10 protein-coding genes are annotated in these 16769 nt (G+C 42.6%); 5 read left to right on the top strand and 5 right to left on the bottom strand.

The window, feature by feature from the left end; genetic code table 11:
• The first annotated feature begins 2 nt into the window (after positions 1 to 2).
• The 5 genes from BV902_RS10570 (at position 3) to BV902_RS10550 (ending at position 5732) form a co-directional block, all read left to right on the top strand.
• Complete coding sequence (locus BV902_RS10570; RefSeq protein WP_075991892.1) at positions 3 to 1235, top strand: Nramp family divalent metal transporter; 1233 nt, start codon at positions 3 to 5, stop codon at positions 1233 to 1235.
• A 7-nt stretch (positions 1236 to 1242) separates the two neighbouring features.
• Positions 1243 to 2265, top strand: a complete 1023-nt coding sequence (locus BV902_RS10565) for an NAD-dependent epimerase/dehydratase family protein (RefSeq protein ID WP_075991891.1) — start codon at positions 1243 to 1245, stop codon at positions 2263 to 2265.
• Positions 2265 to 3326 carry a dihydrodipicolinate synthase family protein gene (locus BV902_RS10560; RefSeq protein ID WP_075991890.1) on the top strand — a complete coding sequence of 354 codons (1062 nt, stop codon included), beginning with the start codon at positions 2265 to 2267 and terminating at the stop codon, positions 3324 to 3326. Before BV902_RS10565 ends, BV902_RS10560 begins: the two co-directional genes overlap by 1 nt.
• A 158-nt stretch (positions 3327 to 3484) precedes the next feature.
• A complete protein-coding gene (locus BV902_RS10555) occupies positions 3485 to 4393 on the top strand; it encodes a helix-turn-helix domain-containing protein (protein ID WP_075991889.1) in 909 nt (302 codons plus the stop codon).
• Positions 4394 to 4538: 145 nt separating this feature from the next.
• Positions 4539 to 5732, top strand: coding sequence for an MFS transporter (locus tag BV902_RS10550; protein ID WP_075991888.1), 1194 nt, complete (start codon positions 4539 to 4541; stop codon positions 5730 to 5732).
• Positions 5733 to 5992: 260 nt separating this feature from the next.
• Here BV902_RS10550 and BV902_RS10545 read toward each other — a convergent pair whose 3' ends face one another.
• The 5 genes from BV902_RS10545 to BV902_RS10525 all read right to left on the bottom strand — a co-directional run bounded on the left by BV902_RS10545 (position 5993) and on the right by BV902_RS10525 (position 16766).
• Positions 5993 to 10168, bottom strand: coding sequence for a hybrid sensor histidine kinase/response regulator transcription factor (locus BV902_RS10545; protein WP_083663558.1), 4176 nt, complete (start codon positions 10166 to 10168; stop codon positions 5993 to 5995).
• Between the two features lie 62 nt (positions 10169 to 10230).
• Complete coding sequence (locus tag BV902_RS10540; RefSeq protein ID WP_075991886.1) at positions 10231 to 11364, bottom strand: hypothetical protein; 1134 nt, start codon at positions 11362 to 11364, stop codon at positions 10231 to 10233.
• On the bottom strand, positions 11345 to 12931 hold the full coding sequence (locus BV902_RS10535; RefSeq protein ID WP_075991885.1) for a glycoside hydrolase family 88 protein: 1587 nt from the start codon (positions 12929 to 12931) through the stop codon (positions 11345 to 11347). The genes BV902_RS10540 and BV902_RS10535 overlap by 20 nt, the downstream gene beginning before the upstream one ends.
• A 59-nt stretch (positions 12932 to 12990) precedes the next feature.
• Entirely contained in the window at positions 12991 to 14178 is a 1188-nt protein-coding gene (locus BV902_RS10530; protein WP_075991884.1) for an alginate lyase family protein, read from the bottom strand.
• Positions 14179 to 14195: 17 nt separating this feature from the next.
• Positions 14196 to 16766, bottom strand: a complete 2571-nt coding sequence (locus BV902_RS10525; protein WP_083663557.1) for a glycoside hydrolase family 95 protein — start codon at positions 16764 to 16766, stop codon at positions 14196 to 14198.
• Positions 16767 to 16769 lie beyond the last annotated feature (3 nt).

The raw sequence follows: 16769 nt of genomic DNA, 5'->3' as shown, positions 1-16769 counted from the left end.
TCATGGAAAATAACCTCGAGCCAAAACCCTCTTTATTGAAAAGTTGGCTATCCATCTTGGGTCCCGGCATCATTACCGCCGCCCTGGTTTTCGGGCCCAGCAAAATGACCATCACATCAAAAATGGGTGCAGACTATGGCTTCTCTCTATTATGGGTTGTCGTCGTCGCCATCTTTTTTATGATGGTTTTCACCAATATGGCGGCACGTATCGGTATCGCGAGAGACGAATCTTTACTTGTTTTAATTCGCCAGAAATTTGGTAAAACAACGTCCATCATCATTGGCCTCGGAATCTTCCTCGTTGCAACCTGTTTTCAATCGGGGAATGCGACAGGTGTCTCTATTTCCGTTTCGGAAGCCACGGGGACAAACCCCAAAATATGGATCATCGTTTTTAATGTAATCGGTATCCTACTGTTGTTCTTCAAGTCTTTCTACGCGCTATTGGAAAAGCTTATGCTTGGACTTATCATCCTGATGTTATTTGCCTTTCTTTCCACCGCGATTATGATAAAGACACCCGCACAGGACTTTTTCTCAGGCTTTATTCCCAGCATCCCTCCTTCATCAGTAGGCTTAATAATTGCTTTTACGGCTTCTTGCTTTTCGATTGTGGGTGCATTTTATCAAAGTTATCTTGTTCAATCAAGAAGAAAATTATCGGCCAACAAACAGCGTACTGAACGACAGATAATCGGTAGCCGAATAGGTATTATTATTCTTGGCATCATGAGTGCAGCCGTCATGGTCTGTGCGGCAAATACGCTTCATCCCCAAGGGATCAAGTTAAATTCTGCCGCTGAGATGGGCCGTGCACTGGAACCGCTTTTGGGAACCTATGCTTCACACCTCTTTTTTATCGGCCTCTTCGGTGCCTCCTTTTCCTCCTTGATCGGCAATGCCGTATTAGGCGGATCCTTACTGGGCGACACCTTTGGCTTCGGCAACGATCTCAATCACCCTAAAGTGAAACTCTTTATTTCTTTGGTCATGATTTTTGGATCTGCCATCGCGCTTATCTTCGGAAATCTTCCCTTGGAGCTTATTGTTTTTGCGCAAAGCATCACCATTTTTTTAGTCCCCTTTATTGGTATTATCCTCTTTCTGATCGCAAACGACAAAGAAATTATGGGCGCGCTCAGAAACAGCCCCTTAACGCGATTATGGGCTATACTCGGACTCATATTACTCGTTTTTCTTGCATTTAGTAATCTCTATAATTTAATCAAATAATTCAGACATGGACCATAACAATTTAGCGGAATTGGAACAGCAGCTGCTTGCACCATCATTAGATCTAATTGAAGATATAAAAAAGATACAAGGTGATATCCTTTTCCTAGGTATTGGCGGAAAAATGGGGCCAAGCATGGCAAAGCTAGCCATGCGGGCCATTCAAGCTGCAGGAATAGACAAAAAGGTCATTGGTGTTTCGCGTTTTTCAACCAAAGAACTTCAGCAGGAACTGGAGGATCTAGGCATAAAGACAATCGCCTGCGACCTACTGAATGAGGAAGAACTCAAAAAGATCCCGCAGGTCCCGAATGTCATTTACCTCGCAGGACATAAATTCGGCACCACGGGAAATGAAGATTTTACCTGGGCGATGAATACCTATCTTCCCGGAATGGTGGCTTCTCATTTTCAAGATTCCAACATTGTTGCTTTTTCTTCGGGTAACGTACTTCCATTTGTACCGATAAGCAATGGCGGCGTTTCTGAGGAAAGAACTCCGGAGCCTGTCGGCGAATACGCGCAATCCTGTTTGGGGAGAGAGCGTATATTCGAGTATTTTTCGAAGAAAAACGGTACACCTACCCTGATCTACCGATTGAATTATGCGGTGGATTTTCGCTACGGTGTGCTCGTAGAAATTGCCAAATCGGTCAAAGGGCAGCTCCCAATAGATTTGACAACCGAAAACGTCAACGTCATCTGGCAGGGAGATGCCAACGAAATTGCCTTAAGATCATTACTGCACTGTCAGTCTCCAGCCAAAATACTGAATGTCACGGGACCTGAAATCCTTTCTACACGATGGATCGCAGAGCGGTTTGCCGAGCATTTCAACACAAGGCCAATATTTGTAAATGAACCCGCCGGAACCGCTTTACTCAACAATGCGTCCGAATGCCATCGTTTGTTTGGCTATCCGAAAACAACCATACGCGAAGCGATAGACATTACAGCCAAATGGTTGACCCAAGGCGGCGAACTATGGAATAAGGACACGCATTTTCAAGAACGAAAAGGAAAATTCTAATGAAAACTTTAGACAACAAATTACAACAGTTGCTTTGGGAAGGGACGGTAATTCCGGCACACCCCCTTGCCTTAAATGAGGACCGCAGCATTGACGAGACGCATCAACGGCTCCTGACTCAATATTACATAGCCAGTGGAGCCGGTGGAATAGCCGTAGCTGTACATTCCACCCAATTCGAAATCCGTGACCCCGAGATCAACCTTTTTGAAACTGTATTGAGATGGGCTAGCGAAGAAGTCGAGAAAGCAGAGCTCCAACGACCATTTATCAAAATTGCAGGCATCTGCGGTGCCACAGAACAAGCGGCACAGGAGGCAACAACTGCACTTAAATACGGTTATGATATCGGACTTTTGAGTATGGGCGGCCTGCAGAGCTGGACTGAAAATGCGATATTAGATCGAGTCAGAGCAATAGCAGCCATTATTCCTGTCTTTGGATTCTATCTTCAACCCGCCGTTGGTGGCCGTATTTTCTCCTATTCCTTTTGGCAGCAGTTTGCCGAAATCGACAACGTCGTCGCTATCAAATGTGCGTCGTTCAACCGCTACCAGACATTAGACGTTATGCGTGCTATAGCCAACTCCAGCCGGCGAGATCAAATTGCCATGTACACGGGCAATGATGACAATATTGTCAACGATCTGATGAGCGTGTATAATTTCCCCGTAGCTGGGGAAAACGTCGCCATAGAATTTAAAGGCGGACTATTAGGCCACTGGGCTGTTTGGACGGCAAAAGCTGTTGAACTCCTTCAGGAAATAAAAACATACAAACAGGACCCCAATAACCTCCATGCGAGTCACCTCCTAAGCAAAGCGATTGCTGTAACAGACAGTAATGCAGCTTTTTTTGACCCAGCAAATGCATTCCATGGCTGTATACCAGGCTTACATGAGGTGCTCCGCAGACAAGGTCTGATGAAGGGTATCTGGTGTCTAAACCCCGACGAAAATCTATCCATCGGACAGCAAGAAGAAATTGATCGTGTATATAAAGACTACCCAGACTTAAACGACGATGAATTTGTCAAGGAATTTTTAAAATCGAGATCCTAATAATCGCTTCCTTTTATAAGGTCTCATCACTCGGGCTAGTCATGGCTGACGACGTGATGGGACCTTTCTTTTTGTTCCAATTCATATTTTACGAATCAATGACCGACTAAGAGAAACAGTATCCAACATGAAATGTTTGATTTTTATAACTTTGCATCATGACAACTTCCGAAAATATTATTGATTTCTATCAACGGGTATTTCGAGAATCCAATTACCCAATTGGCTCCTCGCCCGAACAAATTTCTCATTTTAACGTATTTTCACGTGAGCATTGTCCCTTAAAATCACCTTACAATAGAAAAGATTACTTCAAAATATCCCTCATGATCGGCCAGGGGCAATTGCACTATGGTGATCAGTGGATCCCTATTGACCGTCCCGCACTTGTATTTTCAAGTCCACTCGTTCCCTACTCTTGGGAAACAGACAATCCTGATCAAAAGGGATGGTTCTGTCTTTTTACACAAAAGTTCATTCAGGAAGACAAACATTATAACCATAACATTCTCGAAAGTCATTTTTTCAACCCGAGTGGTAGTCCCGTCTATTTCTTAACGGAAGAGCAGGTCGATCTTTTCGATCACATTTTTCAGCGTATGAATACGGAACTACGATCTGATTTTTCGTTTAAATATGAAATTATCCGTAATCAGTTACAATTACTCGTTTTAGAAACGTTAAAACTAGCGCCAAATGAGGGCATATCACCTTACCAAAACGCAAATCAGCGTATTTCCCATCTTTTCCTAGAACTCTTGGAACGCCAATTTCCGATTGACACCGAAAATTTACTTCGTTTTAAAAATGCAACGGATTACGCGCAACAGCTCAACATCCATGTCAATTCGCTAAACAGGGCTTTGAAACAAAATACAGGAAAAACTACGCAAGAACTCATCGCACTGCGCATCACACAGGAAGCAAAGGCACTCCTTCAACATAGCAGCTGGAACATCAATGAAATCGCTTATGCCTTAGGTTTTGAAGAACCGGCGAACTTCAGTAATTATTTCAAAAAACATGCTGGTGTACCACCTTTAGCCTTCCGCAATAAGTCTGTTTGATTTTCACAATAATTTGTTTGAATTCTATATCTTTCGAAACAGGCAATGAAGCTACTTTTGTCGACATCATATTTACAGGGCCAAAGAGAAAAAGTGGCTGGCAACGTAAACGTCCATAGAGACGGGTAATTTAAAAAATTAAAGGATGGAAAAAAACACTAAACCACAGCAATCTTTTATCCCGACGATACTAGCATTTGCACTTGTTCCGATTACGGGACTTGCCACCGACATTTATCTTCCGTCAATGCCACAAATGGCCCAGGAGCTTGGCTTGAACGAAAGCAAAATCCAGTTAACACTTTCGCTTTTTCTAATCAGCTATGGTGTTGCTCAGTTCTTTACAGGAGCATTAGTTGACGCTTGGGGAAGATATCGCATCAACCTGATATCTCTTTTCCTTTTCATTGTCAGTTTCTGGATCACAGCAAGCACGCAAGATATTTGGGTTATTTACCTGATGCGCATCCTTCAGGGAATCTTATCGGCATTTGTGGTCATATCAAAACGAGCCTATTTTGTGGATGTCTATGAAGGCGAGCAGCGCAAACACTACCTCAGCATTATGACCATCGTCTGGTCGATCGGGCCGATTGTCGCTCCTTTTATTGGCGGCTACCTCCAAACACAATTTGGTTGGCGTTCTAACTTTATGGTTCTGGCCGTTTACAGTGCCGTACTTTTCATCCTTGAACTGATCTTTTCCGGCGAAACAATCAAACAGAAAAAACCACTCCATATCAACTACCTGATCGGCGAATTTAAAATGATGCTTAAAAGCAACGATTTTACGTTCGGTATACTCATGTGCGGCATATCCTACGGTCTCGTCATGTTCTACAATCTCAGTGGTCCTTTTTTTATTGAACATCAACTGGGATATAGTGCGATTACAACCGGCTATACCTCACTTATTATGGGCTTAGCTTGGATGTGTGGTGGTTTTATTGGTAAAGCCCTTATTAAAAGAGCCTTGGTTCCAAAGTTGAGAATCGCCAATTTTATTCAGATCAGTCTGATTGTCTGTATGCTGATCGTTTCACCTTACCTGTCAAACCTATATACATTAACATTTTTCGCATTTGCTGTACATTGCACTGCAGGATTTATCTTTAACAATTATTTCAGCTACTGTTTAGGTAGGTTTCCATTGTCGGCAGGTATTGCCGGTGGATTGGTTGGCGGAATTACCTACCTCCTTACTTCTTCACTCAGTTACATCACCGTAAGCTTGGTAAACCCTTCTTCGCAGTTTCAAATTGGATTAGGTTATGGCATATTTGCGCTGTTGGGATTGACCATTTTATACGTTATTCATAAGCTGGTCAAAAGCGTATAAGCTATGCGCTGGTTCTTCCAGCGACAGCGCAACAACAGCCTGTAGCTGACCAGCTACAAAACAGTTTTTAAAAGGTGAATTATTTTTAAAATAGTATTAAAAACAACTATATTTGTAGCATCATAATTTAGGTTTATAATTGGTTATTGAAGGTTTTCATTCTCCCCGTTTGAAAACCTTTTTTTTGCCTGCAAAAAAAACTTCGGTCTGCTTTTAGGGCTGCTTATGCTTACCAAATTAGGAAGACCTTTGCTTATTTTTTAATTGCTGCTTTCCTTGATACCGAATTTTTCAACATAGGTACGTGGACTCTCCTTATAGAATTTCTTAAATGTTTTGCTAAAATACTTTGGATCATTGAACCCGACCTGATAAGCCACTTCACTGATACTCAAACCAGTATCGTTCACTAAAATATAGGCTGCTTTCTTAAGACGTACCATATTAATAAATTCAACCAAATTCAGTCCTGTTTGCTGCTTAATCTTGCGGTACAAAACAGAGCGGCTCACGCCGATGGCTTTTGTAAGATCCTGCACTCCAAAATCTTCACAGCCCAGATTTTCTTCGACAACCTTCAATACCTGATCCAAGAAACGAGTTCTTTCGGGCAGATCTGTTCCCTGTGCTCCAAGAAGATAATTCTGTACAAATTTTTCCTCCAATCGTTTCCGCGTCTGTATGATATTTGAAATTTTCTGAATGAGATGTGGCATACTGAAGGGCTTGGTAATGTAATCATCTGTACCGATTTCAAACGCCTCTGTGATATAAGGATCAGCTGTACGGGCTGTCAAAAGAATCACAGGAATATGATTTGAACTACTATCGTTTTTAATCTGCTGCAAAAGTGTGATTCCATCACAGTTGGGCATCGTTACATCTGAAATGATAATATCGGGCTGTCTTGCTTGTACCAATTCCAGCGCCTCAATACCATCATTAGCTTCTAAAACAATATATTTTTTTCGTAAGTTTTCACATAGAAAACAACGAAGCTCCACATTGTCCTCGGCAACAAGTATGATTGGCTTATCTTCATCCGATACAGAAGGCTCTATTTCTGTTTTTGTAGCACCCACATGTGGCATATCGGCATCTAAAGAGTCTGAGCATACTGTGGCTGCAGTACCGTCCAAAACCATGAGCTCTTCGATGCGGACATTCTCCTGTGGCAGGCTGATCCGAAATACCGTATTGAATTCTGCAGGCTCCTGTGCCATATTACTTTCAACAGTGAGGTTTCCGCCGTGCAAATGTATGATCGAACGACAGAGTGCCAAACCTATTCCGCCATTTGTAGCCGATAGGCCTTTTGCATTGGCCTGATAAAATTGTTCAAATACAAATGGTATATCTTTGGCTGGGATTCCACGCCCAGAATCCCAAACGGAAACAAGCAGTTTCTCCAACTCGCCTTCTCCTTCTAGCTCAACCTGTATCTTTATTTTACCCCCCTTGTCCGTAAATTTAAACGCATTATAAATCAAATTGACAAGGACTTTTTCAAATTGCTCCGGATCAAAACCTCCAACATAATCAGGGCTTACCTTATTATCCAGGAAAAACTGAATATTATTTTTCTCGGCAATAAAGTAAAAATTCTGGCGAATGTTTTCCAAATACGTAGCAACATGAACCTTTTGGCAAAACAATTTCATCTTTCCGCCTTCATGTTTTCTGAAATCAAGCAGCTGATTAACCAGATTCATCAAGCGATCCGCATTTCTTGTTGCATAACCGAGGTGCTCCTGTGCATATGCTGAAAGCGAGCGATCGTCTTTTAATTGATTTAACGGTCCAATAATTAATGACAATGGCGTACGGAATTCATGGGAGATATTGGTAAAGAAATTCAGTTTTGCTTCATGAAGCTCCTCCTGTTTTTCCGAATCTATTTTCCGAATCAAAAGGTCTTGTTTCAATTTGTTTCTACCGTGGAAAAATCGGATAACCAAAAAACTGGCCGCAGCAAAAAGAAGAAAATAGCCGCTATAAGCCCACCATGTCCTCCATGGCGCTGGCAGCACTTTAATCTTCAAAACCGTTGCCTTTTCGTTCCATACCCCGTCGTTGTTGGCCCCTTTTACCCAAAGCTCGTAAGTACCGGGGTCTAAATTGGTATAAGTAGCCACGGGATTGCTCACATAATTCCAGTCTTGGTCAAAGCCTTTTAGATAATAAGCATATTGATTTTTCTCCGGATGAACATAATTCAATACACTGAATTCCAAACTAAAAACATTTTGATTGTGATCAAGAGTTAATTCATCCATCATGGATATATCTTTAGGGATAACACCATCGAGGCCCGGAAGAACTGTTTTATTGAATAATTTCAACTCCGTAAACTGAATGGGGGGAATATAATTATTGACACTTAAACTATCCGGATTAAATAGGGTGAAGCCCGAGAAGCTTCCAAAGGCAAGTTTTCCATCCCGCAACATTGCTGCTGCATTTTGAATATATTCGTTACCAGGAAGACCATCGATCTTCGTATAGGTTCGCACATGACCAGATAGGGGATCGAAACAAGAAATCCCCGTATTTGTGCTCAACCACAATTTGTTTTTCAGATCACTTAGAATAGCAAAAACATTGTTGATCGGTAATCCGTTTCGCTCATTAAACCTTTTGAACGCTTTCTTCTCTGGAAGATAAAGATTCAGCCCGCCCATATACGTACCGATCCAAATATGTCCTTTCCGATCTTCATGGATACTCACAATATCATTTCCGCTAATTGAAAGGGAATCTTTCTTGTCATTTAGAAAGGAAACAAATTTATTGGTCCCCGCTAATTTTAGATTTAAACCATTTGAAGTACCAATCCAAAGATTACCTTTTGAATCCTCTAGTAAAGTGCGCACCATATTGGAACTCAACTGCTTTCTGGCAACATCAAATGTCTGGAAAGTTCCTGCTTTCTGGTTTTTACGAAGTACCTGTAGTCCTCCGCCGAAAGTACCAATCCAAATATCGCCATTACGATCCTCTAAGATCGCATACACATTATTATTTGCCAGGCCATTACTTACATTGGGATCGAAACGAAAATGTTCATAGCCTTGCTGCCCCTTTCGCCTTAAATTCAACCCACCATCATAAGTACCCACCCATAAATTCCCTTCCCTATCCAAACAGATAGACTTCACATTATTATGACTTAATCCATTCAGGTTATTTTTATCGTGACGTTCACTATAAAACGAATTCGTATGCCGATTAAAATAATTCAGTCCGCCCCCCTCAGTTCCAATCATAAGTTCTCCCATAGCATTTTCAACAAATGCACTCACCACATTGTAACTTAGGCTATTGCGCTTAGATTGATGGGTAAAATTCTGAAAATTAGGAATATCCTTGTCATAAATATTAACCCCTCCAAAATAGGTTCCAATCCAAATAGACCCCCGCTTATCTTGAAATATAGGGCGAATGGAATTATTGCTTAAGCTATTGGGATTTCCATCGTCTGCCTGGATAAAAAGCAATTTTCCGTTTTGATAAACATATAGGCCATTGAATGTTCCAATCCAAATCTTTCCATCATCTGTTTTTTTTAAGGACCGCACATCTTGATTGGCCAAACCTGTATGATTTCCCTCTTCGGTTAACGAGGATATTTGGTCTGTATTCTCATTGATAATCCGAATACCATTATATTTTGTACCTACCCAAAATATACCTGGACTAACCTCCAAAACCGCCTGAAACCGTTGATTAATCTTATTATCTACCGATTTCTCTTTGAAGTAAGTCCTTAGCACCTTTAAGCTATTTCCATCTTTCGATGCGGCTTGCATGAGTACAATGGCATCATCAGTACAAAACCATAATCGCTTGCGGCGATCCTCATACATGGTTCGAAAATTACGATAGTATTCTTTTCCCTGGCTTCTTTCAACGGTAATCTCATTGAAGACCAATTCCGCTTCAGGATGCCGGCCCTCTTTAATCTTATACAAGCCTATATTTGTCGCAATCCAAATCTTTCCATTGGAATCCTGAAAAATCTGGTGAACGTTGACATCCATTTTCCCACTGCTACTCTCTACCGTAGGTAATGGTATACGGATAAAATTGTCTGATTCTCGATTGTATAAATTCAGACCTGTCATTGTCCCTATCCAAAGCCGCCTTTTGTTATCTTCCGTAATTGCTTGAATAAAGTTGTGCTCTAAGGAAAGGCTATCTTGCGGATTACTGCGATAAATCGTAAACTTTCGGGCGTCGTATTTATTTAAGCCATCACGGGTACCGATCCACATAAAACCCAAATGATCTTGGGCTATAGCGAAAACGCTGCCTTGAGACAAACCTTCGTTGACATCCAAGTGTAAAAAACGATAGTTTTTTTCCTGCGCATGCAAAACAGAAATTAAAGCTAACGCACAGCAAAAACAGCGCATAAAAACACGTAATGGCATCATAGGGTATATAATTGAAATGGATGATAAAAATAATCATTCCATTGAATAAACACGAACAAGAATCACTTTAATCGATCTTTTAATTGTTGCTCATAAAGTGAGCTGATCGACATTATGCTGTTTTGATTTTCCCAGTAACCAGCATTTCTATTTTTCAATCTTCCAGCAACTTTTTCTCCCTTTACTCCTATGGCAAAATTTTGTCCGGAAGCCCAGGGCTGTTGTACTGCAGCACTTTTGACCGTACAATTCCATAAGACTTGTGTCACCCCGGCCCAGCCATGTCCACTTCCCCAGTTACCCCGGTCTTGAACATTAATTTCACCATCCGTTACGATTTGATCGTATAAGGTGCCAACAGCCCATCGATGATGTGGACCGATATCCGCATGTGTTCGCTCCGCGCTAGAAAGGCTAAAAACGTTTGGACCGAGGGTCCTAGCCCCTGTTACGTAATCATGGCGTCCTTCCGTGGTATAAAGTTCTTTAAATAAATTAAGCTGACCGTCATTATTGAATGAATACCTTCGGCCACCTGTAATTTGAGATTTTCCATCCAGACACCGCGACTTCATTACTGTAATCTGTTTGGCAAAAGCACCAAGACTAACCGCAGCATAGCCAAAATAACGCGCGGTGATATTGCGCACCCAACCGTTCGCTATTTTATCCATATCAATTGCAATCCAACCGTGATGTTCGTCCTCATCACTTACAAAATCGGATTCGAAACGTATATTTTCGATTCCAACTTCACTTATACGTCCGTCAAAGGTGTAAGGAATGACAGCCACTTTTCCATACCTCGGATCAATCGCCATCACCAATGGATTATCAAAAAATACGGAGTCACCTTTAATGGCCAAAATAGTACGTTCAAAATTTAGCTTATATTCCTGCGCTGTCCATTGTTTCGTCCCTTCTCTTTTTTCAATTTGGTTCATTCGAAGCGCTTCGATCCAGGCGTCGTTCATCTCATACGAGAGCAGTACGTGCTCGCCCACTTTCCTTTCCTTCGCATGATCGATTAGGACATATTTAGCCCCTACAGGTCCATACCCATTCTTAACAAACTGTTTTCTAGCTTGGTCCACTGAATAGCTGCCCGTACCCGAAATCTTCAATAAGCTGCGTTGGTGCTGGCCTGTGGCTTTAAGCAGGGTTTGCCCTATTGCATCACCCTCCCCTCTCAACACGACACCGCTGGCATGAATTTCCAGGCTTCCAGGTATATTGTACAGGCCTTTTTTTTAACAAAATAGCACCTCTAAAACCATTTTTATCAAGTGGTTTTGCAGATACAGCATCGATGGCTTGTTGTATAATTTGTTGATCATCGCCATTTACGCTGGGTTTTACAGTAATCACAACAGGAACATTGGGCAGCTTTTGATCACCTTGATGATAGCCCACATGGCTAAAGTCGGGGATTACGTTTCCCTGTGCATCTGGAAAATAGATCAGTTGTCCCGCTGGATTTTTCCGGACCAGATCCGATTGAACTTTTCCGGACTGTAGATCTTCTTGCCGATGCAGTGCTTCCAAAAAATAATAATCGGCATAACTCAAGGGTTTATCCACTTCAGTATTGGAAGGTTTCGATCCTGTACTGTGTAATAATATAAAACCTTTACTTTTATTTGGCGGCGACATGTAATTGTCTATCAGGTTCGCCAATATGGTCTGCGCTTTTGCACGATAATCTTTCCCTTGGTTGCTATACGTGCTTAATTCCAACAGCCCCGACGCTATGACTGTCGCTGCCGACACATCCCTTGGTTCATTTGGAATATGAGGCGCATCGAAATCCCAATAAGGGATCAGGTCTTTCGGCATATTGGGATGTGCAAACAGCCAATGCGCAACTTTTTCGGCTTGCTGCAGATATTTCGGATCTCCTGTTTCTCTGTAACACATCGTATAGCCATACAGTGCCCAGGCCTCTCCCCGCGACCATGTCGATTCATCACTTAAGCCCTGATGGGTGTTTTTATGCTGCACAGCTCCTGTTTTCGGATTGTAGTCTATTACATGGTAGGTGCTGTAATCTGGCCTAAAATGATTTTTTAGCGTTGTATTGGCGTGGCTCACCGCAATATGATAATAAGTAGAATCTCCCGTAAGTTTGGCTGCTTCAAACAGCAATTCTAGATTGAGCATATTATCGATGATGACCGGAAAATCCCAGCGGTGGCTATTGTGATCCCACGAACGTATACAGCCGACTGTCGGATTGAAGCGGGTTGCCAGCGTTTTGGCTGCCTGAACAAGCACCTCCCGATACTGTGGATTTGCGGTTAACCGATAACCGTTTCCTACACTACAGTAGATCTTAAAGCCCATATCATGGGTCTTTCCATTAAATTGCTCCGCTTCGATCGACCTTGTCGTTTCTGAAGCAAGGTCCTTCCATTTTTGTTTTCCCGATTTTTCGTAGAGATACCACAGGACGCCAGGAAAAAAACCACTGGTCCAGTCCCCCCTTTTCACGGCAACAAGTTCGTTATCTGAGGAAAGCGTACGTGGCGATACCAAGGATGAATCACTTTTTTTCAAGAGCTGCAATTCTTTATAAAGTAGCTGAGCTTGTTGATCTGCAAGCCCCCAAGCTTTTTGCAGCTGCTTTGTACTCTGTGCCTCAACATGTTGAAAAGCACACAAAATTCCAGTCAAAAAGAGTGCTTTGGCAATAGATGACCTTTTTAAATTTCGAAAGCGCAAAAAGAGGGTATATCTTCGCAAAGACGTAGCATTAACATTCATGTTATCTGTAGGTTTTTAAGGTGAAACGGTTAAGTTATTTTATAAGGGGGCTAGGAAAATCAAAGCCATATCATTGGGTTGCGAATCGGTAAATTTCGAATAACCTCTTCTTGTTCGGGTGCATGATCAAGCTTTTCCCAAAGCTGCAGATAGTCTTTATTCTGAAAAGCCACTGCCGAAAAGACAAGTGCCGGATGTGCAATTGGCCATTGATCCCAATACATGACATCTTGCTGATAAGGCCATTTTTCTTTAGCGGCAATATAGGGGACCATAAAATCAATCCCCGTTTTTATGGTCCGCCCATCAGACAATGTATACTGCCAAAGGGAGGTATTGGTCTTGGACAAAATCTGGCAGATCATGGTCATCGCATCCAGATTAAACAACGCGTATCCATAAGGTTTTGTCCGCTGCAATTCTCTCGGGAAGCTTCCATTAGCTTCCATTTGATTCGGCAGCAGCACATGCGCATAACGATCTGCACATGTATTGAGTAATACAGTGTCTTGCACTAAACTCGAAAATGCGGCTACCTGCATCACCCAACATGTACCATGGTTGTTGGCGGCATTCATTTCATCAATACCATATTGATGCGTTGTAAGCCAGCGTAAATAGGCCGCAAACCAGCGATGTATGGCATCCTTGGCTGCCTGTGGAAAATTGGGGTCGTTTTCAAATATCTTTACGCCCTGTGCAACTTCCATCAGATGAATGGTATCAATAATGCCTATTCCGCGCCCTGTAAAACGCCCTTGTATAGCCTGTGCATAAAGAAGATTCGGATTCATCATCGTTTCTGCATCAACGAACCAAGCCTTTAAATGACGAAGTGCCTGCTGTACATATTTTTTATCCGGATTCAAACGATAGGCTGAGGCCAGTGCACCCACGATTCGGCTGAAGCGGATCATTGCTTTACGATGTTCAACGAAATTGGCCGGATTAGTCATCCCATCCCGTTGGATATAGGGCGCAGCTGGATCTTTGGGATCGGGCCACCAATAATCGCCTTCAGAATAAAAATCATGAATACCCCCGGCACTCCGGACCGCGCTATATGCTGTCACCGTCAATGGTTTCTGCTTCATCGCCCATTTGGACTGCTTTAGGATAACAGGACGCAGCGTCTGGATGATCTCCTGCTCAAAAACACCTTCCTTAATTTTTGCCTTCAAAAATAAGGGGGAAATTGCGATCCCGAGAAGACAGCCCATAATGCGAACAATTGATTTAGATTTCATTTTTCCTGTATTTTGATCTATAGCGGAACAATACGATACCGTTTACCTTTTATGGTCTCAAATTGAACTTCGAACGTTTTCGTAGCTGCTAACGACGGCAATTTGGACGGATCAGCAATCGTATAGGATAGTTGTTCCGGTTTATATAATAGCGTATTGTCTGTGACAACTGCCTGATCTGATTCGATGCCGACAACTTTAACGGGTAAAGGTGTACGCAAACGACAAACACCTCCAATATTGGATACGATCATTGCTTCGGTCAATACGTTATTTTTCCAGGCAATGTCTACGGTAAAGTTCCCCCTGGCCTTAATCCCTTTAATCGTCCCAGCAGACCATTCATCAGGCAGAGCCGGCAATAAATGAACAGCACCATCGTGACTCTGCAGCAACATTTCAGTCATTCCGGCCGTGGCTCCAAAATTACCGTCAATTTGAAAAGGTGGGTGTGCATCAAATAAATTCGGATAGGCTCCACCACCGCTCATCTGAGCACGATCCAATTTAGGATCGATAAAATTTAAGGCATCCTTGAGGATTTTATAGGCATGATTTCCATCCTGAAGCCTCGCCCACCAATTTGTCTTCCAAGCCATCGACCAGCCGGTACTGACATCGCCCCTTAAAAGCAATGAACGCTTGGCGGCCGCAGCCAAAGCCTTGTTTTCCGCAAGGCTGATCTGATTGCCCGGGTATAAACCAAATAAGTGGGAAATATGCCGATGCTGATCTTTTGGATCATCCCAATCTTTAAACCACTCTTGTAATTGTCCGTATTGGCCCACCTGATAGGGATAAAGCTTTTCCTTCGCTTCTTCTAGAGCCGATTTAAATTCAGGATCAATACTCAATATCGTACATGAACGAATAACAGCTGTAAAAAGCTCACGAATGATCGCCATATCCATGGTAGAGGCCATAGTCAATTGATATTCTTTACCTGCTATTTTAATTGTATTTTCGGGTGAAGTGGAAGGATTGGTCACGAGATATTTATTTCCAGGATCAGCAATCAGCCATTGCAGCATAAATTGGGCCGCCCCTTTCATCAATGGGTAGGCCTTCTCCTTCAAGAAAGTTTTGTCACCCGTAAAACGATAGTGTTCCCATAGATGTGTGCTCAACCAGGCACCTGCCATAGGCCATGCCGACCAGCGTGGCATTCCTTTGGGATCCCAATCATATCCGCCCGGAGGGGAGGTTTTAGCCCATAGATCGGAATTATGATGCACAACCCAGCCCTTATCGATATGATAATTTACCGATGCTGTTTTAGCCCCGTTGATCGCCAGCTCATCCATAAAATCAAACAAAGGCTGATGACATTCTGCAAGATTGGTATTTTCCGCAAGCCAATAATTCATTTCTGTATTGATATTGGTCGTATAATTACTTCCCCACGGTGGCTGCACATGATCATTCCAGATCCCCTGTAAATTTGCAGGCCTTCCTCCTTGTCTGGAACTGGCAATCAACAAGTAGCGTCCAAAATGATAATACAGCGTCAGAAGTCCCAAATCGGCCGGTCCTTTGGAAAACTGCATGACACGCTGGTCTGTAGGTAATTTATCATGTGCAGAGGTACCGGTCAGCTTAAAGGCTACACGATTGAAGAGCGTTTGATAATCCCTTTGATGGTTTGCAAGTAAGGTATGAAAATTCTTTTTGGAGACCGTATTCATGCGGTTTTTTGCGAGCAGTGTGGCATCTTTACCTTCCTGACTCGGAGACTTATCAAAACCGTTAAAACTTGTCGCTTCTGTCAAAAATAAAATCACCTCATCAGCGCCTATAATTTTAAGTTTATCCTGCTCTTTTTTCACCACACCACCGGTAGTTTTTACACTGACCTGCATCGCAAAGGTCATCCCTTTTCCGCCAACACTATCGTACAGCACCTGTTGGGGTTCATAATCCCTATTGGCGACAAAACTCGGCGCCTTACCCTGAAGGGTCAGTTGATTATCCCCTTGGGTCGAAACGCTATATCGGAGCTTACTGGTCAAAGAAAGATCCAAGGTAATTGATTTTTTCTTGTCCGCTTTCAATCGAACCACCAATGCTTTATCCGGAAAGCTGACAAAACTTTCCCTTTGGTATCGAACACCTTGATACGAATAGCTCACCTGATTGATCGCTCGTTCAAGATCCAGCTCCCGTTTATAATCTTTGACCTTTTTTTCGTCCTGATGAAAATCCAACCATAAATCGCCCATAGGTAGATACCGAGCAGAATAAGGTCCTTGCATTTTCTTCCAAAGAACTGCTGCGTCCTCATATTTTCCAGCAAAGATGGCTTGTCGCACCTGGGGTAAAACCTGCGGGCCGTTTGGATTATTGCCCGCATCGGGTTCACCCGACCACAGCGTATTATCGTTAATTTGAAACCGATCTTTACTTAGCCCTCCAAAGACCATCGCTCCTGTTGTGCCATTTCCAAGTGGCAGTGCTTCTTCCCACAGTGAGGCCGGCTGATTATACCAAAGCTTCAGCTGCGGCGAATTGCTTTGTGCACGGCATGGAGCAATCGTCCCCAGGAGGCCAAGCAGTAAAAAGAAGTTCAAATGATTCGTTGCTTTTAACATCTT

Origin of the sequence: Sphingobacterium sp. B29, assembly GCF_001952815.1 — a bacterium.
Classification (GTDB): domain Bacteria; phylum Bacteroidota; class Bacteroidia; order Sphingobacteriales; family Sphingobacteriaceae; genus Sphingobacterium; species Sphingobacterium siyangense.
This window is presented reverse-complemented; position numbering and strand designations above follow the sequence as displayed.